A 24,717-nucleotide genomic window follows, 5' to 3' on the forward strand; every position below is an offset into this window, starting at 1 on the left:
ATGGTTGGTTGCGGTCCGTCGGTCCCTGACGACAGGGCCTCAGCCCGTGATGACCAGGCCGACGATCTCGTCGTCCGAGAACCAGACACGTACGTCGGGGCGTCCGCCCGCGAAGGCGGTGTGCACCGCCTGGCGGATCTCGGCGGACGGGTTGTTCAGGCTCCGCCAGTCACCGGCCACGAACAGCCGGAGCCTCGGCGGGAGTTCACGCGGATACGGCAGCAGCTCGTCCCAGTACCGCTCGGCCTGGCCCGAGCCGACCGCCTCCGGCAGCAGACGGGTGACCGCCGCCTTGATGTCCGGCCGGTTCCCGATCCGCTGGGACGCGGGCCGGCCCGGCGCGTCCTGCTGCGGCGAACCCGTGGCCCGCAGCACCGCACGGGCGCGCTCCGGGGACATCGGCTCCTGCTGCGCCGCCTTGAGCATGCCCTGCAGCGCGGCCAGGGCGCCGACCACCACCGGGGAGGCGGAGGAGGTCCCGGAGAAGGTGTCCGTGAACCAGGCGATCTCCTCGGCGCCGCCCTGCAGATCACCGGGCCTGTCCCAGAAGCCGCCGGTCGTGGTGACCTCACGGCCCCAGCCCTGCGCGTCCACGCGCGCCCCATAGTTGGAGAACGCCAGACGTGAGCGGTCCGGGCCGTGGTCGCGGCCGTGTGTGCCGGGTGGTGGAGCGCCCGCGCCGACCAGGACCGCGCCGGAGGACTGGTTGGACGGGTTGAACGGGTTGCGCCACCACTCGGGGAACTCGTCGGGCCGGCGCTCGTACACCGCGTCGTCGAGCGACTCGCCGCCGTTGCCCGCGGCCTCCACCACGAGGACACCCTTGGCGGCCGCGTACCGTATGGCCGCGTAGTCGTCCGGCCACCACTCGAGCGCGATGTAGCCGCGCTGGTCGTCGCGCACCTCGAAGTCGAACCGCGGTCCCGGGCGGTGCAGTTCGATCAGGATGATGTCGCCGGCGTTCAGCCGGTCGGCCGCCGCGTGGATCGCGGCCGCGGTGCCGATGCCCTGGAAGGACGCGGCCGCGGTCACGGTGTCCGGGACGATGCCGGTGATCCCGTACTCGTTGCGGTCGCCGCCGATCACGCCGATGACGGCGGTGCCGTGGTTGCGCCAGGCCACGTCCTGGATCGGGGTGCCCACCACGACGCCCGCGAGCTTCGCGGCCAGGTCCTCGTGGCCGAGCTGCCAGGCACCCTCCACGTCGATCACGGTGACGCCCTGGCCGGATCCACCGGGCCGCTGCCAGGCCCAGTAGGCGTCCACCCCCTCGGGCGCGGGGCGCAAGTAGCCCTGGCGGCTGGTGAAGTCGGGTGTGACCGGGGCGCCTTCCTTGCGCCGCCGGGTCTCGTCGGTGCTCTGGCCGACGGACCCCACCGAGGCCGGTACGGCACCGGGCTTCACATACGCCGTGGCGATCTCCGGCAGCGCCGAGATCCGCGAACGCAGTTCCTGGGCCCGGTCGTCGGCGCCGCGTACCCGGTAGAAGAGCCCGAGGTCGGGCAGCGTCTCGGCGCCCGAGCCCGGCGGCTGCGCCGCGGACTGCAGCCGCTCCTCGCTGCCGAACAACGGTTCCAGGGCGAGCTGTTCGTCGCTGAGGAACATATTGAGTGCCGACACGTCGGCGCCGGCCGCCGAACGGACACCCTCGGCCTCGGCGCGCAGCCGGGCCGCGGGCCGTGCGACGACGATCAGCTCCTGCTCGGCTCCTCGGTAACTGAATCCCGCTCCGTCGGGCCCTGGCCCGGACGCTCCCGGGCCCTGCGCCGGCTGTACCTGGTCGGTCATCGCGTGCCGCTCCCTTCGGTCCGTGCAGGTGCTGGAGTTGTCGAAATCCGCTGTCCACTTGTCGCTGTGCGGCGATCTGTTACTGCTGTGTTTCCTTCGGTCGCGTTGCTCCGGCCGCGTTCCTCCGGTCGGGCCTTCGGGGCACACCCTGCTCCTCCCGAGCCGACTCGTCCACCCCCGAGTTCGCCAACTGTGTTTGAAAACAAGTTGAATTGGGTACCGTGCGCAATCCGTCCGGAAAACGATGTCACGGCACAATCCGGCCAAACGCTGCGGAGACGGTTGTCATGTGATGGGGTGAGAGCGTCTGTTGACCGTCGGGCCGGCCACGCGTCGGCCGTTTCGCGGAAGGACGCACAGTGGCACCCACAGCACGTTCCTTCGCACGTCGAAGACTCCTCACCACGGCCGCGGCCCTGGGAGGAGCGGCACTACTGGGCGGCACGGCCCACGCGGCCGAAACGCCGAAGACGAAGAAGAGCCGGCCCACGCAGTTCCCGCTGCCGAACGGCTTCCAGCCGGAGGGCATCGCCATCGGCTCCGCCCCGTTCGCCTACTTCGGATCACTTGCCAACGGCGACATCTACCGGGCGAGCCTCGCCACCGGGCGCGGCTCCGTCATCAGCAAGGGGCCCGGCCCCGGACACCCCAGCGTGGGCCTGAAGATCGACCGGCACGGCCGGCTCTTCATCGGCGGCGGGAGCGGCGGCGAACTGCGCACCGTCGATGCCCGTACGGGGAAGATCGAGAAGGTGTACGACGTCGGCGGCACGTTCGTGAACGACGTGATCCTGACTCCGGGCGCCGCCTGGTTCACCGACTCGTTCAAGCCCCAGCTCTACCGGCTCGCGCTCGACCGGCACGGGAAGCCCGGAGCCGTCACGACCGTGCCGCTGAGCCGCGACTGGGCGCAGGGCCCGGACTTCACCGCCAACGGCATCGAGCGCACACCGGACGGCAGTGCGCTCCTGGTGGTGAACATCTTCGTGGACGGCGGCACGCTGATGCGTGTCGAGCCGCGCACCGGAGTCGCCACCGCCGTCGACCTCGGCGGAGCCAAAATCCCCAACGGTGACGGGCTGTTGCTCCTGGGCAGGATCCTTTATGTCGTCCAGCAACAGCAGAACGCGATCGACGTGTTCCGGCTGAACGCGGCCGGCACCAGGGGCACGGCGATCGCGCGGATCACCGACCCGCGCTTCCGTATCCCGACGACGGCCGCGGCGTGGGGCGACCGTCTGTACCTGCCGAACGCGCGCTTCGACGTCGAGCAGCCGACGCCCGACACGGAGTACGACGCGGTGGCGGTGCGTCAGGTGTGACGGGTGAGGGGCGGTGCGCTCGACGCGCATCGCCCCTTCGCCGGATCAGCCTTCCCGCCCGCTCGGCTTCCCCGCCCGCTCGGCTTCCTCGCCCGTTTCAGTCCTCCGAGGAGTCCTCGGGAGAGTCGGAGGAGTCGTCGGAGGAGTCATTGGAAGTGCCGTCGTTGCCGTCGACGCCGTCGGCGGTCTCCGGCCGCTGCGGCTTCGGCGGCCGGGTCCGGCCGCCCGGGTTGTCCCGGAGGAACGTGGCGGACTCGCCGCTCTCCGTGGCGTGGCCGCCCGGCGGTGTCGCCGGACCACTCCCGTCCCGTCTGCGCAGATAGCGCTCGAACTCGCGGGCGATCGCCTCGCCCGACGCCTCCGGCAGCTCGGCGGTGTCCCGGGCCTCCTCCAGCGTCTGCACGTACTCGGCGACCTCGCTGTCCTCTGCGGCCAACTGGTCCACGCCCAGCTGCCAGGCCCGCGCGTCCTCGGCCAGCTCGCCCAGCGGGATCCGCATGTCGATCAGGTCCTCCAGGCGGTTCAGGAGGGCCAGCGTCGCCTTCGGGTTCGGCGGCTGCGAGACGTAGTGCGGCACGGCCGCCCACAGTGACACCGCCGGTACGCCCGCGTGCGTGCACGCCTCCTGGAGGATGCCGACGATGCCCGTGGGGCCCTCGTACTTGGTCTCCTCCAGGTCCATGGTGCGGGCCAGGTCCGGGTCGGACGTGACTCCGCTGACCGGGACCGGACGCGTGTGCGGGGTGTCGCCGAGCAGGGCGCCCAGGATCACCACCAGCTCCACGCCCAGCTCATGGGCGAAGCCGAGGATCTCGTTGCAGAACGAGCGCCAGCGCATCGACGGCTCGATGCCCCGCACCAGCACCAGGTCACGCGGTTTCTCCCCGCCGACCCGGACCACCGACAACCTTGTCGTCGGCCAGGTGATCTTGCGTACGCCGCCGTCCAGCCACACGGTGGGCCGGTTCACCTGGAAGTCGTAGTAGTCCTCGGCGTCGAGCGCCGCGAACACCTCGCCCTTCCATTCCCTGTCCAGATGCGCGACCGCGGTGGAGGCGGCGTCGCCGGCGTCGTTCCAGCCCTCGAACGCGGCCACCATGACCGGGTCGACCAGCTCGGGAACCCCCTCGAGCTCGATCACCCAGCGCCTCCTTCCGACGTGCCCTCGCGTACGCCCCAACCTTACGGCTTGCGCAGGGGGCGCCCGCAGCCCCCTTGCATGGGGGAGTGACCGGATGACTGCCCCGTTCGCCACCTCGGAACACCCTGCAGTCATCCGAGCTGTCCCGGGCCAACTTCGACCGCGGGCCTGGACGTTGTTCGGGAGCGGCGATATACGTCGGATGACCGCCAGAGGTCCGATGTTCCCGGGCCTACCAAGGGGATCCCGGGCCTACCAAGGGGATGAGGGCGCGCATGCGGGCGACCGTCACCGGCTTCGAGGTCCACGACATCCGGTTTCCCACGTCGGAGCGGCTGGACGGCTCGGACGCGATGAACCCCGACCCCGACTACTCGGCGGCGTATCTGGTGCTGCACACCTCCGACGGATCGGCCGGCTACGGCTTCTGCTTCACCATCGGGCGCGGCAACGAGGTCGTGGCGGCGGGCATCGACGCGCTTCGCCCGTACGTGGTGGGGCGCCCCGTGCCTTGTACCGCCGCGGATCTCGCCGCCGTCCATCGCGCGGTCACCCACGACTCCCAGCTGCGCTGGCTCGGCCCCGAGAAGGGCGTGATGCACATGGCGGCGGGCGCGGTCGTCAACGCCGCGTGGGACCTGGCGGCGCGGCGGGCCGGGGCGCCCGTGTGGCGATACCTGTCGGGCATGACCCCGGAGGAGCTGGTGGCGCTGGTCGACTTCCGCTACCTGAGCGACGCGCTCACCCCGGACGAGGCCCTGGACATCCTCCGCGCGGCCGAGCCGGGACGCGCCGAGCGGACCCGGAAGCTCCTGCGCGAGGGATATCCCGCATACACCTCCAGCCCCGGCTGGCTCGGCTACGACGACGCCAAGCTGGTCCGGCTCGCCGAGCGGGCCGTCGCGGACGGCTTCCGGCAGATCAAGCTGAAGGTCGGCGCGGACCTCGACGAGGACGTACGGCGCCTGCGTCTGGCCCGCAAGACGGTCGGCCCGGACATACGGATCGCCGTGGACGCCAACCAGCGCTGGGACGTCGGCGAAGCACTGCGGTGGCTGGCCGTTCTCGCGCCGTACGACCCGTACTGGATCGAGGAACCCACCAGCCCCGACGACGTCCTGGGGCACGCCGCCGTGCGCGCGGGGCAGCCGGTGCGCGTCGCCACCGGCGAGCACGTCGCCAACCGCGTCGTCTTCAAGCAGCTCCTCCAGGCCGGCGCCGTGGACTTCGTGCAGATCGACGCGGCCCGGGTCGCGGGCGTCAACGAGAATCTCGCGATCCTGCTGCTCGCCGCCAAGTTCGGGGTGCCCGTCTGCCCGCACGCGGGCGGTGTCGGGCTGTGCGAACTGGTCCAGCACCTCGCGATGTTCGACTACGTCGCCGTCTCCGGCAGCCGCGAGGACCGGGTCGTCGAGTACGTCGACCACCTCCATGAGCACTTCACCGACCCGGCCGTCGTCGTGGCCGGGCGCTACCGGGCGCCGGGCGCACCGGGGTTCTCGGCCCGCATGCGCCCCGAGTCGGTGGCCGCGCACACCTATCCGGACGGGCCCGTCTGGCAGACCCCGAAGCATCCTTCGTGAAGGAGTGATCCCCGATGAGACTGCGTACGCCAACTGCCGTCGCCTGTGCCGCACTTCTGGCCTCGACCGTGCTCACGGCCTGCAACCGGGACTCGGGCAGCGGGGATTCGGGCGGCAAGGTCGGCATCGACATGCCCCGCAACGACAGCGACTTCTGGAACTCCTACCAGGACTACGTGAAGAAGGACATCAAGGCCGAGGACATCGACGCCCTGCCGCTCACCAACTCGCAGAACGACATCGGGCGGCTCGCGGCCAACGTCCAGACCTTCACCGACCAGGGTGCGAAGGCCGTCGTGATGGCCCCGCAGGACACCGGAGCCGTCGCCGAGACCCTCAACAACCTCGCGGAGAAGGACATCCCGGTGGTCAGCGTCGACACCCGCCCCGACAAGGGCGAGGTCTACATGGTGGTGCGGGCCGACAACCGCGCGTACGGCCAGAAGGCCTGCGAGTTCCTCGGCGAGCAGCTGAAGGGGAAGGGCAAGGTCGCCGAGTTCCAGGGCGACTTGGCGTCCATCAACGGGCGGGACCGCTCCGAGGCCTTCAAGGCGTGCATGACGAAGAACTATCCCGGCATCAGGGTCTTCGAGCTGGCCACGGAGTGGAAGGGCGAGGTGGCGTCGGCGAAACTCCAGTCGACGCTCGCCGCCCACCCCGATCTGAACGGCATCTACATGCAGGCCGGCGGCGTCTTCCTCGAGCCGACGCTGGCCCTCCTCGAACAGAAGAAACTGCTCAAGCCGCCGGGATCGAAGGGGCACATCACGATCATCTCGAACGACGGCATCCCACAGGAACTGGACGCCATCCGCGACGGAAAGATCGACGCGACGGTCTCGCAGCCCGTCGACCTGTACGCCAAGTACGCACTCCACTGGGCGAAGCAGGCCCTGGACGGGGTGGAGGTCAAGCCGGGGCCGACCGACCACGACTCCACCATCATCAAGATTCCGGGCGGGTTCGAGGACCAGCTGCCGGCGCCCCTGGTCACCGAGGACAACGTGGACGACCCGAAGCTGTGGGCCAACCAGCTGGAGAAGTGACATGCCCGCACCGGCAGTCGAGGCACAGGGCATCCTCAAACGCTTCGGGCCGACCCTCGCGCTCGACGGCGTCGACCTCACCGTCCGGCCCGGCGAGTCGCACGCGCTCGTCGGGCGCAACGGCGCGGGCAAGTCCACCCTGGTGGGCGTGCTGACCGGGCTGCACAGGCCGGAGTCCGGCAGGGTGCGCTTCGACGGCGAACCGGCTCCCTCCTTCGGGGACACGGCGGCCTGGCGGTCCAAGGTGGCCTGCGTCTACCAGAAGTCGATGGTCGTGCCCGAACTCACCGTCGCCGAGAACCTGTTCCTGAACCGCTTCGACGAACACGACCGGTTCATCCGGTGGTCGAAGCTGAGAGCACGCGCGCGAACTCTCCTCGCCGAGTACGGAGTCGACGTCGACCCGGGCCTGCGGGCCAAGGAACTCGCCGTTGAGCAACGGCAGTTCGTCGAGATCGCCAAGGCCCTCTCCTGCGGCGCCCGGCTCATCGTCCTGGACGAACCGACCGCACAGCTCGACGCACGCGGCATCCAACGCCTCTTCGAGAAGCTCCGCGACCTCCAGGCGCAGGGCGTCGCGTTCCTCTACATATCGCACCACCTCCAGGAGGTGTACGAGCTGTGCGCCACCGTGACGGTGCTGCGGGACGCCCGCCGGGTGCTGACGGCTCCGGTCGCGGGGCTGGCCAAATCGGACCTCGTGGCGGCGATGACGGGGGAGGACGCGTCGGTCGTACCGGACTGGGAGCCGAAGCGCTCCGCGCACACCGGTGAGCCGCTGCTGCGGGCCCAAGGGCTCGCCCTGGAAGGGCAGTTCGAGCCGCTCGACTTCGCGGTGCGCCCCGGCGAGGTGCTCGGCCTCGCGGGCGCGGCGGCCAGCGGCAACACGGCGCTCGGCGAGACGCTGGTGGGCATGCGGGCCCCGACGGCGGGCTCAATCGCCGTGCGGGGAAGGGGCGTTCGGACCGGCAGTGTGCCGCACGCCCTCGAAGCGGGCATCGGCTACATCCCCGAGGACCGTCACCGCCAGGGCCTCGTCGTCGACCGCAGCGTCGCCGAGAACGCCACGCTCACGGTGACCGACCAGCTGGGCCGCTGGGGGACCGTACTCCCGTCCCGGACAAGGGAGTTCGCGGCCACGATGATCCGCTCGCTCGACATCAAGACCCGCGGGCCCGACCAGCCCGTCTCCGGGCTCTCCGGTGGCAACCAGCAGAAGGTCGTCGTGGCCCGGGCACTGGCCCGCCGCCCGCACGTCCTGGTGGCGTTGCGGCCCACCGCGGGGGTCGACGTGCGTGCCAAGGAGGCGCTGCTCGGAGTCGTACGCCGGGTCGCGGACGAGGGGCGGGCCGCGGTGATCGTCTCCGACGAACTCGACGATCTGCGGGTGTGCGACCGGCTGCTGGTGCTCTTCCACGGGCGCGTCGTGGGCGAGTACGGCGTCGGCTGGACCGACCGGGAACTGGTGGCCGCGATGGAGGGCGTGGCCGCGATGGAGGGCGTGGCCGAGGGGGAGGGCGTGGCCGAGCGGGAGGACGGGCCATGACGGAGAGGGAGCGGTCATGACGGGGAAGGTGAGTCCATGACGGAGACCCTGCGGCCCGAGACGGCGCAGAAGACACGCACGCCGCAGTTCGTGCGGTACGTCCGCTGGAGCGACCTCTCCCTCGTGCCCGTGATCCTCGTCCTGATGGTGATCGGCTACATCGTCTCGCCGGTGTTCCTGACCTCCACGAACCTCATCAACGTCGTCCAGCAGTCCAGCGAGCTCAGCCTGTTGGTGCTCGGCCAGGCGCTGATCCTGATCTGCGGCCGGATGGACCTGTCGCTGGAGTCGACGATCGGCATCGCACCGGTGATCGCGATGTGGCTGGTGCTGCCGACGGAAGGAAGCCGTTTCGCGGGCCTGGACCTGCTGCCGGTGTGGACGGCCATCCCGGTCTGCCTGCTCGCCGGCCTGCTGATCGGCGGTGTCAACGGCTTCCTGATGCTGAAACTGCGCGTCAACGGCTTCATCGCCACCCTCGGCATGCTCACCATGCTGCGCGGCCTACACATCGGCATCACCGAGGGCAAGTCGATCACCGACGTCCCCGAGTCCTTCCGCTACCTGGGCAAGACGGACTGGCTCGGCGCCCCCGCCGCCGTCTGGATCTGCCTCACGCTCTTCGCCGTCGGCGGCTGCGCGCTCGCCTGGCTGCGGCACGGGCGCGCGCTGTACGCGATCGGCGGCAACCCGGAGGCGGCCCGCGCGGCCGGCATCCGTGTCGACCGCATCACCTGGATCGTCCTCGCCATCGGCGGCCTGCTCGCCGCCTTCGCGGGCGTCCTCTACACCGGCCACTACGGCTCGGTCGCGGCCACCCAGGGCAACGGGTGGATCTTCCAGGTGTTCGCGGCCGCGGTGATCGGCGGGATCAGCCTGAAGGGCGGGCGGGGGACGCTGTTCGGCGCCCTCACCGGCGTACTGACCCTGCAACTCGTCGTCAACGTCATGACGCTCGGCGGCGTGCCCGCGCTGTGGAACCAGTTCCTCAACGGAGCGATCATCATCGTGGCGCTGGTGATCTCGCGGTTCGCGAGCGGGGAGAAGCAGGACTGAAGCGGGGAGAAGCAGGACTGAACGGAACTGAACAGGGACGAACAGGGCCGACGGGACTGGTCGCTCAGAATGCGGTCACGGTGCGGTCACAGCGTGGAGCGAAGCCACTGCTCCACACTCGCGATGTGCACGGTCGCCCATGAGCGGGCCGCCTCCGCGTCGCGGTCGCGCAGCGCGCTGAGGATCGCGCGGTGCTCGTGCAGCGTGCGGCTGACCGCGTCCTCCTGGGTCAGCCCGCGCCAGATCCGGGCGCGGGTCGTGGGGCCGGAGAGACCGTCGAGCAGGGAGCACAGCACCGAGTTCCCGGAGCTCTGCACGATGCCGCGGTGGAACTCCAGGTCGCAGGCGACCAGCTCCTCCACGGAGGGTTCCGCGCCGAGCGCGTCCAACTGGGCGGTGAGCGCGTCCAGTTGCTGCTCGCTGATCCGCAGCGCCGCCATCGACGTCGCGGCCGGCTCCAGGATGCGGCGCACCGCGAGAAACTCCAGGACCGTGTCGTCACGGTGGAAGTCAACGACGAAACTCAGCGCCTCGAGGAGCAGTTGCGGGTCCAGGCTCGTGACGTACGTGCCGTCGCCCTGCCGGACGTCCAGGATGCGGATCAGGGAGAGCGCGCGCACCGCCTCCCGCAGAGAGTTTCGGGACAGGCCCAGGTCGGCGGCGAGCTCGCTCTCCTTGGGCAGCCGGTCGCCGGGGCCCAGCGCGCCGGAGACGATCATTCCCTTGATCTTTTCGATCGCCTCATCGGTGACTGCCATGGCGGGCCTCCCTGTCGATCAGATATGTCGTTCAGACATCCGATGTCTCATTATGGGGCTTCAGCTGCCCCGATGAGCCCCGTCAGTGGCGATCACGATCACACAAGATCGGACGGTGACACCAGGGCCACCAGGTCCGCGATCACGGCGGCCTCGTCGAGCGTCGTGAGCGAACGGTCGCGCATCAGGACCCGTCCGTCGACGACCGTGTCCCGTACGTCGGCGGCCCGGGCGGCGTACGCGAGCGTCGACCACGGGTCGTGGCGCGGCGCGAGATGCGCACTGCCCAGATCGAGGACGATCAGGTCGGCCCGCTTGCCCGCCTCCAGTGATCCCAGGTGGGCGTCCAGCCCCAGCGCGCGGGCTCCCTCGATCGTGGCTATGCGCACGGCCTGCTCGGCGCCGACCGCGGTCGGGTCGCCGTCCGCCTTGTGCACCAGGGCGGCAAGGCCGAGTGCCCGGAAGACGTCCAGTGTGTTGGAGCTGACCGCGCCGTCCGTGCCGAGGCCGACGGTCACGCCCGCGTCCAGCAGCGGTGGTATGGGCGCGATGCCGCAGCCCAGCTTGAGGTTCGACACCGGGCAGTGGGCCACCGAGGTGCCGGTACGGGCCAGCGCCGCGATCTCCGAGCCGGTCAGTTCCACGGCGTGGGCCAGCAGCAGATCGGGGCCCAGTAACCCCAGCGAGTCGAGCAACTCCACCGGCCGCTTGCCGTAGCGCGCCTCGACGGTGGCGACCTCGGTCGCGTTCTCCGCCGCGTGGATGTGTACCAGCGCGCCGAACTCCCTTGCCAGCGCGACGATTTCCGTCAGCTGGCCGGGGGAGAGGGTGTAGGCGGAGTGCGCGAAGAGCACCGGGCGCGTACCGGGCCGCCGCGCACGGTCGGCCAGATCCCGGCGCGCCCACCCCAGCCGGTCCCCGTACGCCATGCCGTCGGGCGGGGTCGGTACGTCCATGAAGGTCGGCCCCGCGTGCAGCCGCCAGCCCGCCTCGCGCGCGACCCGTTCGGCCGCCTCGTGGAACCAGTACATGTCGAGCGCCGAGGTCACCCCGGCCCGTACGCTCTCCGCGATCGCGCCCCGGACCGCCGCGGCGACGTTCTTCGCCGACAGCAGCTCGCTCTCCCAGCGGATCACCCGTTCCAGGAAGCCCTGCAGCGTGACGTCGTCGGCGCAGCCGCGCAGCAGCGTCATCGCCAGGTGGGTGTGGGCGTTGACCAGGCCGGGGAGCACGAGACAGCCGGTCGCGTCGAGGTTCTCGGCGGCCGTGTACCGCGCCCGCAGCTCCGCCGCGGGGCCGACCGCGAGGATCTCGCCGTCGCGCACGGCCACGGCTCCGTCGTGTACGACGGTGCCGGCCTCGTCGACGGTGAGGATGTCACCGCCGTGGATCAACAGGTCGGTGGGGACGGGGCTTTGGGCGGATGCCGGAGCGGGAAGGGGCTGTGCGCCGGACGCCGGAATGCGCTGCTCGGCGGAGGCGGGCTGTTCCGGAGACCCTGCGCCGGACGTGGGAGGAGTCGTCATCGTGCGTCCCCCTCCGCCAGCAGCCGAAGGGCCTCCAGGGCGACCACGCTTCCGCGCTCCACGCCCGCCGCGACGATCTCGCGATGGGGGTCGTAGCCGCCGGTGGCCGCCTCGTCGACGAGTTCGTCGGCGTTCGCGCCGTCGATCACGAGGACGCCGCCCGCGGTCAGCCCGCGCAGCGAGGCGGTGACGTACAGCGCGGACAGCTCCATCTCGATCCCCACGAGCCCCGCCCCGGCGTACGAGGTCAGGGGTATAAGCCCCGGCTGGAAGGCGGCCCGCGTCCACACGATGCCCCGGTGGTGCGGAGCGCCCTGCTCGCGTGCCGCCCGCTGGAGCGCGAGCACCGCCTCGGGTGCGGCCACCGCCGGATACTCGGGCGGCAGCAACTGCTGGGTCACCCCGTCGTCGCGTATCGCCGCCTCCGCTATGACCAGGTCGCCGTCACCGATGCCGGGCCGCATCGCCCCCGCCGTGCCGAAGCGCAGAAAAGTGCGGACCCCGGCGTCCGCCAGCTCCTGGAAGAGCAGGATCGCGCCCGGCGCGCCGACCCCGTGCGAGGCGACGACGACCGGCACACCCTTCCAACTCCCGCTGAACACACGGTATTCGCGGTGGTACGACACCTCCTGGGAACCGTCCAGTCTCGCGCCGACGAGCGCGGCGCGCAGCGGATCGCCGACGACCAGCGCGTGCGGCGGCAGCCCGGTGCGGGGTATGCGTGTGATGGGCGACAGTTCCTGCGTCATGAGGTGACTCCAGTCGTACGAGCCCGAGCCCGGCGTGTGACAGACCATCAAAAATGCTCTGCCTCACCGAAGATCGTACGCAGCGGGAAACCACGTCCGCCGCTGCACCCGCACGCCGAAGGGGCGGCCGCCCATGGCAGCCGCCCCTCAACTCGACGCGAGTACTTGCTTCTTCGCGAATACCTACTTCTTGTCGAGCAGGTCCTGCACCTTGCCGCGCACGTCGTCCGTCGCAAGACCGCGGATCGTCAGCGTCGTCCGGCGGCGCAGTACGTCGTCCGCCGTCTCGGCCCACTCGTTGTCGCGGGCGTAGACGACCTGCGCCCAGATCTCGGGCGCGTCCGGGTGGACGCGCTCGGCCAGCTCCGGGTTGTCGTTGGCGAGCCGGGCGATGTCGAAAGCGAGCGAACCGTAGTGCGTCGCCAGGTGCCTGGCGGTGTCGGCGGCCATGCGCGGCGCCGGACCGTCGACCAGGAGCCGGTGCGCGACCGCGCGCGGGTTGGCGACACCCGGCAGCGGCATCCTCTTCGGCAGCGCGGAGATCGGCTCGAAGTCGTCACCGAGGGGACGGCCCGGCAGCGACTCGAGCTTCCTCATGACCGTACGGCCGATGTGCCTGAAGGTCGTCCACTTGCCGCCCGCGACGGACAGCATGCCGCCCCGGCCCTCCGTGACGACCGTCTCCCGCTTGGCCTTCGACGTGTCGCCGGGTCCGCCAGGCAGCACGCGCAGACCCGCGAAGGAGTACGTGATCAGGTCACGGGAGAGCTGCTGGTCGCGGATCGAGAACGCTGCTTCGTCCAGGATCTGGGCCGTGTCCTTCTCGTTGACCGAGACGTCCGCCGGATCGCCCTCGTACGCCTCGTCGGTCGTGCCGAGCAGCAGCATGTCCTCCCAGGGGAGGGCGAAGGTGATGCGGTACTTGTCGATGGGCGTCGCCAGCGCGGCCTTCCAGGGGGAGGTGCGCTTGAGGACCAGGTGCGCGCCCTTCGACAGACGTATGGACGGCGCCGCGTTCGGGTCCTCCATCTTGCGCAGGTGGTCCACCCACGGCCCGGTCGCGTTCAGCACGAGGCGTGCCGACACGCCGAACTCGTCACCGGAGAGACGGTCCCTGAGCTCCGCGCCGGTCACCCGGCCGTTGGTGAAGCGCAGGCCGGTGACCTCGGCGTGGTTCAGTACGGCGGCACCCGACTCGACGGCCGCGCGGACCGTCATCAGCGCCATCCGGGAGTCGTTCATCTGGTCGTCGCCGTACACGGCCACGGCCTTGAGATTGTCCGTACGCAGCTCGGGCACGTCCTGCGCGGCCTTCGACGGCGAGAGCAGGTGCCCGACACCATCACCGAACGCCGACAGCGCGGAGTAGGCGAAGACGCCCGCCCCGAGCTTCGCCGCGCCGTGCGGCCCGCCCTTGTACACGGGGAGGTAGAACGTGAGCGGATTCGCCAGATGGGGGGCCACCTGACGGGACACCGCACGGCGCTCGAAGTGGTTCTCCGCCACCAGCTTCACCGCGCCGGTCTGCAGATAGCGCAGACCGCCGTGGAGCAGCTTGGAGGAGGCGGAGGAGGTCGCGCCGGCGAAGTCGCCGGCGTCGACCAGGGCCACCCGCAGGCCCGACTGTGCGGCATGCCAGGCGGTGGAGATGCCCAGAATCCCGCCACCGATCACCAGGAGGTCGTATGTCGCCTTGGACAGCTGCTCCCGGGTTTCGGCTCGGCTCACTGCTTTCAGATAGAACGCAGCGGAGCCGTTGGCCGGGTGCGTCCCAAGAGCCGGGACACTCTGCAGGGTGGTCATCGCGTCTTACTCCTCGTCCTCGATCCAGCCCATGGTCCGCTCGACGGCCTTGAGCCAGCTCTTGTACTCACGGTCGCGGGTCTCCGCGGCCATGTTCGGGGTCCACTCGGCGGCCCGGCGCCAGTTGGCGCGCAGGTCCTCGGTGTTGGTCCAGAAGCCGACGGCGATACCGGCGGCGTAGGCGGCGCCGAGGCAGGTGGTCTCGGCGACCATGGGGCGCACCACGGGGGCGTCCAGGACGTCGGCCAGGGTCTGCATCAGCAGGTTGTTGGAGGTCATGCCGCCGTCGACCTTGAGAGCCGCCAGCTCGACGCCGGAGTCCTTCGTCATGGCGTCGCTGATCTCACGGGTCTGCCAGGCGGTGGCCTCCAGGACGGCGCGCGCGATGTGCGCCTTGGTGACGTACCGGGTCAGACCGGCGATCACACCACGGGCGTCCGGGCGCCAGTACGGGGCGAACAGGCCGGAGAAGGCCGGGACGAAGTAGGCGCCGCCGTTGTCCTCGACCGACGACGCGAGCGTCTCGATCTCGGCGGCGGACTTGATCAGGCCCATCTGGTCGCGCATCCACTGCACCAGCGCACCGGTGACGGCGATCGAGCCTTCCAGGGCGTAGACCGGCTTCTGGTCGCCGATCTGGTAGCCGACCGTGGTCAGCAGTCCGCTGTACGAGTTGATGACCTTGTCACCGGTGTTCATCAGCATGAACGTGCCGGTGCCGTACGTGGACTTGGCCTCGCCCTCGGAGAAACAGGTCTGCCCGAACAGGGCCGCCTGCTGGTCGCCGAGCGCGGAGGCGACCGGGATGCCGCCGAGCAGGTCGCCCAGCTTGCCGCCGGTGATCTCGCCGTACACCTCGGCGGAGGAGCGGATCTCGGGCAGCATCGCCAGCGGGACGCCGATGGACTCGGCGATCTTCTCGTCCCACCGCATGGTGTGCAGGTTCATCAGCATGGTGCGGGAGGCGTTGGTGACGTCGGTGACGTGCCTGCCGCCGTTCACACCGCCCGTCAGGTTCCAGATGACCCAGCTGTCCATGGTGCCGAAGAGGATGTCGCCGGCCTCGGCGCGCTCGCGCAGGCCCTCGACGTTGTCGAGCAGCCAGCGGGCCTTCGGACCGGCGAAGTACGAGGCCAGCGGCAGGCCGGTCTCGCGGCGGAAGCGGTCCTGGCCGACGTTGCGGCCGAGCTCCTTGCAGAGGGCGTCGGTGCGGGTGTCCTGCCAGACGATGGCGTTGTGGACGGGCTCACCGGTGTTCTTGTCCCAGAGGAGAGTGGTCTCGCGCTGGTTGGTGATGCCGATGGCCTTGATGTCGTCGCGGGTGATGCCGGCCTTCTCGATGGCGCTGGCGACGACTTCCTGGACGTTGGTCCAGATCTCGGTGGCGTTGTGCTCGACCCAGCCCGGCTTCGGGAAGATCTGCTCGTGCTCCTTCTGGTCGACGGAGACGATGCGGCCGTCCCGGTCGAACACGATGCAGCGGGACGAGGTCGTGCCCTGGTCGATGGCGGCAATGAACGGGCCGGCGGTGTGCGCGTCGGTCACGGTGTGCTCCTGAAAGTCCGTGGATAAGGGGCTGGCTTACGACGTATTGCTACCGGCTCCGAGCCGACGTCCCGTACCGGGCGGACGTACGGCTCCGAGCGGACGTGCGGCTCTAAGCAAAAGCGACGTTGTAGATGCCCGCGGCGACCGCTCCGCCGATCAGCGGACCGACGACCGGAACCCAGGCGTAGCCCCAGTCGGAACCGCCCTTGTTGGGCAGGGGCAGCAGGGCGTGCACGATACGCGGGCCGAGGTCGCGGGCCGGGTTGATCGCGTACCCCGTCGGGCCGCCGAGCGAGAGGCCGATGCTGACGACCACGAGGGCGGTGATCAGCGCGCCCAGGGTGCCGAGCCCCTTGCCGCTGTCGTTCAGGCCCTGCGTGAGGACCGCGAGCACCAGCACGACCGTGCCGATGATCTCCGTGGCGAGGTTCTGCCACGCGACCCGGACCTCCGGACCGGTGGAGAAGATGCCGAGCACCGGGCCCGCCTGGGCCTCCTGCGCCTCCACGGACTTGGTGTCCTGCGCGCCCGGGCCGCCGACGATCTCGCGGTCGGTGAGGTGCGCGTGGAACTGTCCGTAGTACGCGATCCACACGAGCGCCGCACCGATCATGGCGCCGAGCAGCTGGCCCGACCAGTAGGTCAGGACATCGCCCCAGGCGTCGTCCTTGATCGCGATCCCGAGGGTCACGGCCGGGTTCAGATGGGCACCGGACAGGGGTGCCGAGGTGTATACGGCGGTCAGTACCGCGAAGCCCCACCCGAAGGTGATGGCGAGCCACCCGGCGTTGCGAGCCTTGGAGGCCTTCAGTGTGACGGCGGCGCAGACACCGCCGCCGAGCAGGATGAGTATGGCGGTACCGATGGTCTCGCCGATGAAGATGTCGGAGCTGGACACCCGCGACTCCTTTGTCCTTCGTCCAGGGGAAGGCGAACCCCGGGTCCCTCCGGTGGTCCGCGACCTCAGGTGAGGTCGTTGACGGCCATTGGCGTTGTCACACTCTAGCGCGTATTGCCGGTAGGTGTTCGACAATGCCGACCGATGGACGGGAGTCTTGCTCTGCCGTTACCAGCTCGTCAAGGCTTGCGCTGGCGAAAACACGATCGTTATTGACTGATGTGTGCTGTCGATCTTGGGTGGCCGCGCAGTGCGTGCGAGCAGGCACGTCCTGTGGTCGCCGGTCGCCGGGACGCACGAAAGGCCGGTACGTCGATGACGTACCGGCCTTCTCACACACGAGCCCGGGACTGCCAGCCCGGGATGCGAACCTCAGAACCGCCCGGCGCCCAGATCCCGCGACACCGCGCGGGCGCAGTCACGGACCGCCGCGATCAGCTCCGGGCGCAGCTCGCCGTCCTTGCAGACGCGCTCCACCGCTCCGGTGACGCCCACCGCACCGACCGGCATCCGCCGCTGGTTGTGGATGGGCGCGGCCACCGAGGCCACCCCCGTCCAGGTCTCCTCGACGTCGGCCGCGTACCCACGCGCGCGCGTGAGGTCGAGGACGCTCTCGAACGCCTCTGCCTCGCATATCGTGCGCGCCGTGAACTCCTTGCGGTCGGCCTCCAGGACCTCGCTGTGCGCCACCGGGTCGTACGCGGAAAGGACCTTGCCGAGCGCCGTGGAGTGCAGCGGCTGCATGGCCCCGACCTCCAGCACCTGACGGCTGTCGTCGGGCCGGAACACGTGGTGCACGATCAGCACGCCCTGCTGGTGCAGCACCCCCAGGTAGACGCTCTCGCCGCTGGAGCGGGCCAGGTCGTCCGTCCACACCAGGGCGCGCGCCCGCAGCTCGTGCACATCGAGATACGTGGTGCCCAGACGCAGCAGCTCGGCGCCCAGCTGGTAGCGCCCCGAGGCCGTGTCCTGCTCGACGAAGCCCTCCTGCTGCAGCGTGCGCAGTATGCCGTGGGCCGTACCCTTGGCCAGGCCCAGCGACGAGGCGATGTCCGACAGGCCGAGCCGCCGCTCGCCGCCCGAGAGCAAGCGCAGCATCGCGGCCGCCCGTTCGAGCGACTGGATGTTCCGTGCCATCGCCGTCCTGCCCTCCGTCCCCTTGGACCGTCGGTCGGCGCTTCGCTCCCACCGTTCGGCAATGTCGAACACTACCGGTCGTCGTCGACCTCCCGCTAATGGGTGGTCGTGATGTGTTGCAGTCGCATCGCCATCGGCACGGTCGGCCCAATGCCCAGCGGTGCCGTCGGCCGTCTCCCGACCAGTGCTGTGGTACGTGTCGCTCGTCCGCCCCGTGGACTCTCCTGACCTCCGGCCCCGCAGCGGGCTACCCTTGCGGCGTGCGCCTTCCATGAGAAGGGCAAAGCCGACAGCCGTCGCACCCCAGGGAGCATCTTCCATGGCCTCGTTGCCGAACCCGTCCCTCTCGTCCGTCCCCGGCTACAGCCGGACCCGAACCGACGCCCTCCGCGAGGCGCTCGCCACCCGTGTGGTGGTGGCCGACGGCGCGATGGGCACGATGCTGCAGGCGCAGGACCCGACGATGGAGGACTTCGAGCAGCTGGAGGGCTGCAACGAGATCCTGAACGTGACGCGGCCCGACATCGTCCGCTCGGTACACGAGGAGTACTTCTCCGTTGGTGTCGACTGCGTCGAGACCAACACCTTCGGTGCGAACTTCGCGGCGCTCGCCGAGTACGACATCGCGGACCGCGTCCACGAGCTCTCCGAGGCCGGCGCCCGCATCGCCCGCGAGGTCGCCGACGAGTTCACCGCCTCGACCGGGCAGCAGCGTTGGGTCCTCGGCTCGATGGGCCCCGGCACCAAGCTCCCGACGCTCGGCCACGCCCCGTACACCACGCTGCGCGACGCCTACCAGCAGAACGCCGAGGGCATGATCGCAGGCGGCGCCGACGCGCTGCTCGTGGAGACCACCCAGGACCTGCTGCAGACCAAGGCGTCGGTGCTCGGCGCCCGCCGGGCCCTGGACGCCCTCGGCGTCGATCTGCCGCTGATTGTCTCGGTGACCGTCGAGACCACCGGCACCATGCTGCTCGGCTCGGAGATCGGCGCCGCGCTCACCGCGCTCGAGCCGCTCGGCATCGACATGATCGGCCTGAACTGCGCCACAGGCCCCGCCGAGATGAGCGAGCACCTGCGCTATCTGGCCCGCCACTCCCGTATCCCGCTGTCCTGCATGCCGAACGCGGGCCTCCCCGTCCTCGGCAAGAACGGCGCCCACTACCCGCTGACGGCGCCCGAACTGGCCGACGCCCAGGAGACCTTCGTACGCGAATACGGCCTCTCCTTGGTCGGCGGCTGCTGCGGCACGACCCCCGAGCACCTGCGCCAGGTCGTCGAGCGGGTACGGGACCTGACCCCGGCCGAGCGCCGGCCGCGCCCCGAGCCGGGCGCCGCCTCGCTCTACCAGACCGTGCCGTTCCGTCAGGACACCGCGTACATGGCGATCGGCGAGCGGACGAACGCCAACGGCTCGAAGAAGTTCCGCGAGGCGATGCTGGACGGCCGCTGGGACGACTGCGTGGAGATGGCCCGCGACCAGATCCGCGAGGGCGCGCACATGCTCGACCTGTGCGTCGACTACGTGGGCCGCGACGGCGTCGCCGACATGGAGGAGCTGGCCGGGCGCTTCGCCACCGCCTCCACCCTGCCGATCGTGCTGGACTCCACCGAAGTCCCCGTCATCCGGGCCGGCCTGGAGAAGCTCGGCGGCCGCGCGGTCATCAACTCCGTCAACTACGAGGACGGCGACGGCCCCGAGTCGCGCTTCGCCAAGGTCACCAAGCTCGCGCAGGAGCACGGCGCCGCGCTGATCGCGCTGACCATCGACGAGGAGGGCCAGGCCCGCACCGTCGAGCACAAGGTGGCCATCGCCGAGCGGCTGATCGAGGACCTGACGGGGAACTGGGGCATCCACGAGTCGGACATCCTCATCGACACCCTCACCTTCACCATCTGCACCGGTCAGGAGGAGTCCCGGGGCGACGGCATCGCCACCATCGGGGCGATCCGGGAGCTCAAGCGGCGTCACCCGGACGTGCAGACCACGCTGGGCCTGTCCAACATCTCCTTCGGCCTCAACCCGGCCGCGCGCGTCCTGCTCAACTCGGTCTTCCTCGACGAGTGCGTCAAGGCGGGCCTGGACTCGGCGATCGTGCACGCGTCGAAGATCCTGCCGATCGCCCGCTTCGACGAGGAGCAGGTCACCACCGCCCTCGACCTGATCTACGACCGGCGCGCGGAGGGCTACGACCCGCTGCAGAAGCTGATGGCGCTGTTCGAGGGCGCCACCACCAAGTCGCTCAAGGCGGGCCGGGCCGAGGAGCTGGCCGCGCTGCCGCTGAACGAGCGGCTCAAGCGGCGCATCATCGACGGCGAGAAGAACGGCCTGGAGGCCGACCTCGACGAGGCCCTGCAGGAGCGTCCCGCCCTCGACATCGTCAACGAGACGCTCCTCGACGGCATGAAGGTCGTCGGTGAACTGTTCGGCTCCGGCCAGATGCAGCTGCCGTTCGTGCTGCAGTCCGCCGAGGTCATGAAGACCGCGGTGGCCTACCTCGAGCCGCACATGGAGAAGACCGACGACGAGGGCAAGGGCACCATCGTGCTCGCCACGGTGCGCGGCGACGTGCACGACATCGGCAAGAACCTCGTCGACATCATCCTGTCCAACAACGGCTACACCGTCGTCAACCTCGGCATCAAGCAGCCCGTCTCCGCGATCCTGGAGGCGGCCGAGGAGCACCGCGCCGACGTCATCGGCATGTCCGGCCTGCTGGTCAAGTCCACGGTGATCATGAAGGAGAACCTGGAGGAGCTCAACCAGCGCAAGCTGGCCGCCGACTACCCCGTCATCCTCGGCGGCGCGGCCCTCACCAGGTCGTACGTCGAGCAGGACCTGCACGAGATCTACGAGGGCGAAGTCCGCTACGCCCGCGACGCGTTCGAGGGCCTGCGCCTGATGGACGCGCTGATCGCGGTCAAGCGGGGCGTGCCGGGAGCGTCCCTGCCCGAGCTGAAGCAGCGCCGGGTCAGGGCCACCGCGCAGACCGTCGTCGAGGAGCGCCCCGAGGAGGGCGCGGTCCGTTCCGACGTGGCCGTCGACAACCCCATCCCGGAGCCGCCGTTCTGGGGAACCCGCGTCGTCAAGGGCATCCAGCTCAAGGAGTACGCCACCTGGCTCGACGAGGGCGCGCTGTTCAAGGGCCAGTGGGGCCTCAAGCAGGCGCGCACGGGCGACGGCCCGACGTACGAGGAGCTGGTGGAGACCGAGGGCAGGCCGCGGCTGCGCGGACTGCTGGACCAGCTGCAGACCGGGAACCTGCTGGAAGCGGCCGTCGTCTACGGCTACTTCCCCTGCGTCTCCAAGGACGACGACCTGATCCTCCTGGACGAGCAGGGCAACGAGCGCACCCGCTTCACCTTCCCGCGCCAGCGCCGCGGCCGCCGCCTGTGCCTGGCCGACTTCTTCCGGCCCGAGGAGTCCGGCGAGACGGATGTCGTCGGCCTCCAGGTCGTCACCGTCGGCTCCCGGATCGGCGAGGAGACGGCGAAGCTCTTCGAGACGAACGCCTACCGGGACTACCTCGAACTGCACGGCCTGTCCGTGCAGTTGGCCGAGGCCCTCGCCGAGTACTGGCACGCGCGCGTGCGTTCGGAGCTCGGCTTCGCGGGGGAGGACCCGGCCGAGATCGAGGACATGTTCGCGCTCAAGTACCGCGGCGCCCGCTTCTCGCTCGGCTACGGCGCCTGCCCGGACCTGGAGGACCGCGCCAAGATCGCTGAGCTTCTGCAGCCCGAGCGGATCGGCGTCCACCTCTCCGAGGAGTTCCAGCTCCACCCGGAGCAGTCCACGGACGCGATCGTCATCCACCACCCGGAGGCGAAGTACTTCAACGCGCGCTGAGACCCTTCAGCGCAGGCGGGGCGCCGTTTCAGGGCACGTCGAAACGTCCCGGGACCGGGATGTGAGAGTGCCCTCACGCCCCAACGGTTAAACCAGGCACTTCCCCGGCGAGAGTCGTACACTGGTCGGTCCAGTGCAGGCCGGTTCCCCGGAGGGAACCGGCCTTCTCGTCCCTCACGGAGGTGTGCCTACATGACCAGTACGGTCCCCGCACTCGGTACCCGTACGGCCGAGGGCTCCGCCCTGCAGGCCGTGCTCCTCGACATGGACGGCACCTTGGTGGACACCGAGGGTTTCTGGTGGGACGCGGAGGTCGAGGTGTTCGGCCGTCTCGGCCACACCCTCGACGACTCCTGGCGCCATGTGGTGGTCGGCGGCCCCATGACCCGCAGCGCCGGCTTCCTCATCGAGGCCACGGGCGCCGACGTCACCCTCGCCGAGCTCACCGTGCTGCTGAACGACGGGTTCGAGGACCGTATCGGCCGCGTCCTGCCGCTGATGCCGGGAGCCGCGAGGCTCCTCGCCGAACTGGCCGCGCATGAGATCCCCACGGCGCTGGTCTCCGCCTCGCACCGGCGCATCATCGACCGCATCCTGACCTCCCTCGGCCCGCAGAACTTCGCCCTGACCATCGCGGGCGACGAGGTCGAGCGCACCAAGCCGCACCCCGACCCGTATCTGCTGGCGGCCGCCGGCCTCGGTGCCGATCCGGCCAGATGCGCGGTCGTCGAGGACACCGCGACGGGCGTCGCGGCCGCCGAGGCGGCGGGCTGCCACGTCGTCGCCGTACCCTCCGTGGCGCCCATCGCCCCGGCCGTCCGGCGCACCGTGGTGACCTCCCTGGAACAGGTCGACCTGCCTTTTCTCCGCGGCCTGATGACGGAAAAGCGCTAATCGTTCACCCAGGGTGCATAATTGAATTCTCAAAAACTGCGTGGCCACGGCACCGGAGTAATTCGGTCGCCTCCCGCATCTCCCCAGGTGGCCGAATTCCGATGCCCCTCAACCCAGTTGAAGGTGTGACGTTCGCCACCTGATGGGAGGTCGACAAAGGGTTCCCGATGTGTCTCGGAGCCCTTTTCGGGCATGCGCGGTGTGCCCTTGTGTCCCGTTTCATGGGACGCTGCACGAATCCTTCCACTGTCGGGTTTTCGGTGCGTCCACGCCCGGTTTCGCAGCGTGATGGCAACTCAACTCCGGTAGCTGCAAACCGTCCTGCTGGTGCGGACTAATCTCATTGCGAGAACATCGCCGTAACCCCCGCGACCCGTAGGCAACACCCCTGCCTGCCGTTCGAGGGATCGACAGCTCTGGAGAACTTCGAGCATGAACCGTAAGACTTTGGTGCTGCCGACCGTGATCGGTCTGCTTGCCCCGGTCCTCGCCGCGTGCGGCGGTTCCGACAGCGGGGACAACAGCGGCGACGCCGTCGTCGTCGGTACCACCGACCGGTTCTCCGCCTCGAGCAAGGACCCGGCGCCGCTCGACCCGGCCTTCGCCTACGACGTCGGCACCTGGAACATCCTCCGCCAGACCGTCCAGACGCTGATGGTGATGCCCAACGGCGGCGGCGACCCGGCGCCGGAGGCCGCCGAGGAGTGCGGCTTCACCGACTCGGGCAACGAGCGGTACGCGTGCACCCTCCGCAAGGACCTCAAGTTCGCGAACGGCGACCCGGTCACCGCCGAGGACGTGAAGTTCTCCATCGACCGCGCGCTGCGGATCAAGTCCGACAGCGGTGTCTTCGCCCTGCTGTCCACCATCGACACCGTCGAGACCAAGGGCGACCGAGAGGTGATCTTCCACCTCAACACCGCCGACGCCACCTTCCCGTTCAAGCTGTCCACGCCGGTCGCGGGCATCGTCGACCCCGACGACTACGACAAGAACAAGCTGCGGGACGGCTTCGACGTGAGCGGGTCCGGCCCGTACACGCTCAAGGCCGAGGTCAAGAAGAACGAGCTCGTCAAGGCCGTCTTCACCAAGAACCCCAATTACCGGGGGACTTCGGAGCTGAAGAACGACAAGGTCGAGCTGCGCTCCTTCGAGAGCGCCGACGCCATGAGCACAGCGCTCGACAAGGGCGACATCGACGTGATGACCCGCACCATGTCGCCCGAGCAGATCAAGAAGCTCCAGAACGACAAGGGCACCGACGTCGACCTGATCGAGCAGCCCGGTCTGGAGATCCGCTACCTCGGCTTCAACACCAACGACCCGTCGGTGAAGACCAAGGCGGTCCGCCAGGCGATGGCCCAGGTCATCAACCGCGGCGAACTCACCTCCCGGGTGTACGGCTCCGGCGCCGACCCGCTGTACTCCATGGTCCCGGCCACCGTCACGGGTCACGCCAACTCGTTCTTCAACAAGTACGGCGACCCGAACGCCTCCAAGGCCAAGGACCTGTTGTCCGCGGCGAACGTCACCACGCCGGTGAAGCTGACGCTGCACTACACGGACGACCACTACGGCCCGGCCACCAAGGAGGAGTTCGAGCTGCTGCAGAAGCAGCTGAACGACAGCAAGCTGTTCAAGGTCGACATCAAGGGCGAGAAGTGGAAGACGTTCCGCCCGAACGAGCAGGAGGGCAAGTACGAGGTCTACGGCATGGGCTGGTTCCCGGACTTCCCCGACGCCGACAACTACCTCGCGCCGTTCCTCGACAAGGACAACACCATCGGCTCGCCGTACACGAACAACCAGATCCGCAACAATCTGATCCCCGAGTCCCGTCGCGAGGCCGACCGGCTCAACGCCTCGAACAGCATCGAGGAGATCCAGAGCATCGTCGCCGAGGACGTCCCCGTTCTGCCGCTGTGGCAGGGCAAGCAGTACATCGCCGCGCGGGACGACATCACCGGCGCCGAGTACGCGCTCAACTCGTCCTCGACGCTTCAGCTGTGGGAACTCGGCCGCGGAGTCGGCGGCTGACCACCAAGGCGAACGCGCGACCGACCGGACTCGAGACA

At 69.7% G+C, this 24,717-nt stretch carries 17 protein-coding genes; 8 read left to right on the plus strand and 9 right to left on the minus strand.

The genetic code is table 11. The features are described from left to right. Positions 1 to 39: 39 nt before the first annotated feature. Complete coding sequence (locus GAS53_RS07565) at positions 40 to 1,788, minus strand: S8 family peptidase (RefSeq protein ID WP_151476679.1); 1,749 nt, start codon at positions 1,786 to 1,788, stop codon at positions 40 to 42. Between the two features lie 359 nt (positions 1,789 to 2,147). Here GAS53_RS07565 and GAS53_RS07570 point away from each other — a divergent pair, with 359 nt between their 5' ends. Next, the gene (locus GAS53_RS07570; protein ID WP_151476680.1) at positions 2,148 to 3,110 is read left to right on the plus strand and encodes an SMP-30/gluconolactonase/LRE family protein; all 963 of its coding nucleotides are present in this window, start codon (positions 2,148 to 2,150) and stop codon (positions 3,108 to 3,110) included. 97 nt (positions 3,111 to 3,207) lie between these two features. On the opposite strand, the gene GAS53_RS07575 is transcribed toward GAS53_RS07570, so the two are convergent. Beyond that, positions 3,208 to 4,251, minus strand: coding sequence for a PAC2 family protein (locus tag GAS53_RS07575; protein ID WP_151476681.1), 1,044 nt, complete (start codon positions 4,249 to 4,251; stop codon positions 3,208 to 3,210). Between the two features lie 275 nt (positions 4,252 to 4,526). On the opposite strand from GAS53_RS07575, the gene GAS53_RS07580 reads away from it, so the two are divergent. Genes GAS53_RS07580 through GAS53_RS07595 form a run of 4 tightly spaced genes read left to right on the plus strand, consistent with a single transcriptional unit; the run spans position 4,527 to position 9,482 of the window. Continuing rightward, entirely contained in the window at positions 4,527 to 5,834 is a 1,308-nt protein-coding gene (locus GAS53_RS07580) for an enolase C-terminal domain-like protein (protein WP_151476682.1), read from the plus strand. A gap of 14 nt (positions 5,835 to 5,848) precedes the next feature. Beyond that, positions 5,849 to 6,880 (plus strand): sugar ABC transporter substrate-binding protein, encoded by a 1,032-nt coding sequence (locus tag GAS53_RS07585; protein WP_151476683.1) that lies wholly within the window; start codon positions 5,849 to 5,851, stop codon positions 6,878 to 6,880. 1 nt (position 6,881) lies between these two features. Continuing rightward, complete coding sequence (locus GAS53_RS07590; protein WP_151476684.1) at positions 6,882 to 8,426, plus strand: sugar ABC transporter ATP-binding protein; 1,545 nt, start codon at positions 6,882 to 6,884, stop codon at positions 8,424 to 8,426. 36 nt (positions 8,427 to 8,462) lie between these two features. After that, complete coding sequence (locus GAS53_RS07595) at positions 8,463 to 9,482, plus strand: ABC transporter permease (protein ID WP_151476685.1); 1,020 nt, start codon at positions 8,463 to 8,465, stop codon at positions 9,480 to 9,482. 86 nt (positions 9,483 to 9,568) lie between these two features. On the opposite strand, the gene GAS53_RS07600 is transcribed toward GAS53_RS07595, so the two are convergent. From GAS53_RS07600 to GAS53_RS07630, 7 genes are all read right to left on the minus strand, one after another. Next, entirely contained in the window at positions 9,569 to 10,240 is a 672-nt protein-coding gene (locus tag GAS53_RS07600; RefSeq protein WP_151476686.1) for a FadR/GntR family transcriptional regulator, read from the minus strand. A 98-nt stretch (positions 10,241 to 10,338) separates the two neighbouring features. Further along, positions 10,339 to 11,766: an amidohydrolase gene (locus tag GAS53_RS07605; protein WP_151476687.1), complete on the minus strand. Its 1,428-nt coding sequence runs from the start codon at positions 11,764 to 11,766 to the stop codon at positions 10,339 to 10,341. After that, a complete protein-coding gene (locus GAS53_RS07610) occupies positions 11,763 to 12,515 on the minus strand; it encodes a nucleoside phosphorylase (protein ID WP_151476688.1) in 753 nt (250 codons plus the stop codon). Before GAS53_RS07610 ends, GAS53_RS07605 begins: the two co-directional genes overlap by 4 nt. Before the next feature lie 183 nt (positions 12,516 to 12,698). Then, on the minus strand, positions 12,699 to 14,318 hold the full coding sequence (locus GAS53_RS07615; protein ID WP_151476689.1) for a glycerol-3-phosphate dehydrogenase/oxidase: 1,620 nt from the start codon (positions 14,316 to 14,318) through the stop codon (positions 12,699 to 12,701). 6 nt (positions 14,319 to 14,324) lie between these two features. After that, positions 14,325 to 15,863 carry a glycerol kinase GlpK gene (glpK, locus tag GAS53_RS07620; RefSeq protein ID WP_151476690.1) on the minus strand — a complete coding sequence of 513 codons (1,539 nt, stop codon included), beginning with the start codon at positions 15,861 to 15,863 and terminating at the stop codon, positions 14,325 to 14,327. 112 nt (positions 15,864 to 15,975) lie between these two features. Continuing rightward, entirely contained in the window at positions 15,976 to 16,764 is a 789-nt protein-coding gene (locus GAS53_RS07625) for an MIP/aquaporin family protein (protein ID WP_151476691.1), read from the minus strand. Positions 16,765 to 17,136: 372 nt separating this feature from the next. Continuing rightward, a complete protein-coding gene (locus GAS53_RS07630) occupies positions 17,137 to 17,901 on the minus strand; it encodes an IclR family transcriptional regulator (protein ID WP_151476692.1) in 765 nt (254 codons plus the stop codon). Positions 17,902 to 18,220: 319 nt separating this feature from the next. Here GAS53_RS07630 and metH point away from each other — a divergent pair, with 319 nt between their 5' ends. The 3 genes from metH to GAS53_RS07650 all read left to right on the plus strand — a co-directional run bounded on the left by metH (position 18,221) and on the right by GAS53_RS07650 (position 24,679). Further along, entirely contained in the window at positions 18,221 to 21,748 is a 3,528-nt protein-coding gene (gene metH / locus GAS53_RS07635) for a methionine synthase (protein WP_151476693.1), read from the plus strand. A 192-nt stretch (positions 21,749 to 21,940) separates the two neighbouring features. Further along, positions 21,941 to 22,642: an HAD family hydrolase gene (locus GAS53_RS07640; RefSeq protein WP_151476694.1), complete on the plus strand. Its 702-nt coding sequence runs from the start codon at positions 21,941 to 21,943 to the stop codon at positions 22,640 to 22,642. 432 nt (positions 22,643 to 23,074) lie between these two features. Then, on the plus strand, positions 23,075 to 24,679 hold the full coding sequence (locus GAS53_RS07650) for an ABC transporter substrate-binding protein (RefSeq protein ID WP_151476695.1): 1,605 nt from the start codon (positions 23,075 to 23,077) through the stop codon (positions 24,677 to 24,679). Positions 24,680 to 24,717 lie beyond the last annotated feature (38 nt).

The sequence above is a fragment of the Streptomyces albicerus genome, from assembly GCF_008905045.1.
Lineage (GTDB): Bacteria > Actinomycetota > Actinomycetes > Streptomycetales > Streptomycetaceae > Streptomyces > Streptomyces albicerus.

Excerpts from the sequence above, each read along its gene's own strand:
- GAS53_RS07630 (WP_151476692.1), bottom strand. The coding sequence starts at position 17,901 with ATGGCACGGAACATCCAGTCGCTCGAACGGGCGGCCGCGATGCTGCGC.
- GAS53_RS07605 (WP_151476687.1), bottom strand. The coding sequence starts at position 11,766 with ATGACGACTCCTCCCACGTCCGGCGCAGGGTCTCCGGAACAGCCCGCC.
- GAS53_RS07595 (WP_151476685.1), top strand. The coding sequence starts at position 8,463 with ATGACGGAGACCCTGCGGCCCGAGACGGCGCAGAAGACACGCACGCCG.
- GAS53_RS07600 (WP_151476686.1), bottom strand. The coding sequence starts at position 10,240 with ATGGCAGTCACCGATGAGGCGATCGAAAAGATCAAGGGAATGATCGTC.
- GAS53_RS07615 (WP_151476689.1), bottom strand. The coding sequence starts at position 14,318 with ATGACCACCCTGCAGAGTGTCCCGGCTCTTGGGACGCACCCGGCCAAC.
- GAS53_RS07610 (WP_151476688.1), bottom strand. The coding sequence starts at position 12,515 with ATGACGCAGGAACTGTCGCCCATCACACGCATACCCCGCACCGGGCTG.
- GAS53_RS07650 (WP_151476695.1), top strand. The coding sequence starts at position 23,075 with ATGAACCGTAAGACTTTGGTGCTGCCGACCGTGATCGGTCTGCTTGCC.
- GAS53_RS07640 (WP_151476694.1), top strand. The coding sequence starts at position 21,941 with ATGACCAGTACGGTCCCCGCACTCGGTACCCGTACGGCCGAGGGCTCC.
- GAS53_RS07590 (WP_151476684.1), top strand. The coding sequence starts at position 6,882 with ATGCCCGCACCGGCAGTCGAGGCACAGGGCATCCTCAAACGCTTCGGG.
- GAS53_RS07580 (WP_151476682.1), top strand. The coding sequence starts at position 4,527 with ATGCGGGCGACCGTCACCGGCTTCGAGGTCCACGACATCCGGTTTCCC.
- GAS53_RS07585 (WP_151476683.1), top strand. The coding sequence starts at position 5,849 with ATGAGACTGCGTACGCCAACTGCCGTCGCCTGTGCCGCACTTCTGGCC.
- metH (WP_151476693.1), top strand. The coding sequence starts at position 18,221 with ATGGCCTCGTTGCCGAACCCGTCCCTCTCGTCCGTCCCCGGCTACAGC.
- GAS53_RS07565 (WP_151476679.1), bottom strand. The coding sequence starts at position 1,788 with ATGACCGACCAGGTACAGCCGGCGCAGGGCCCGGGAGCGTCCGGGCCA.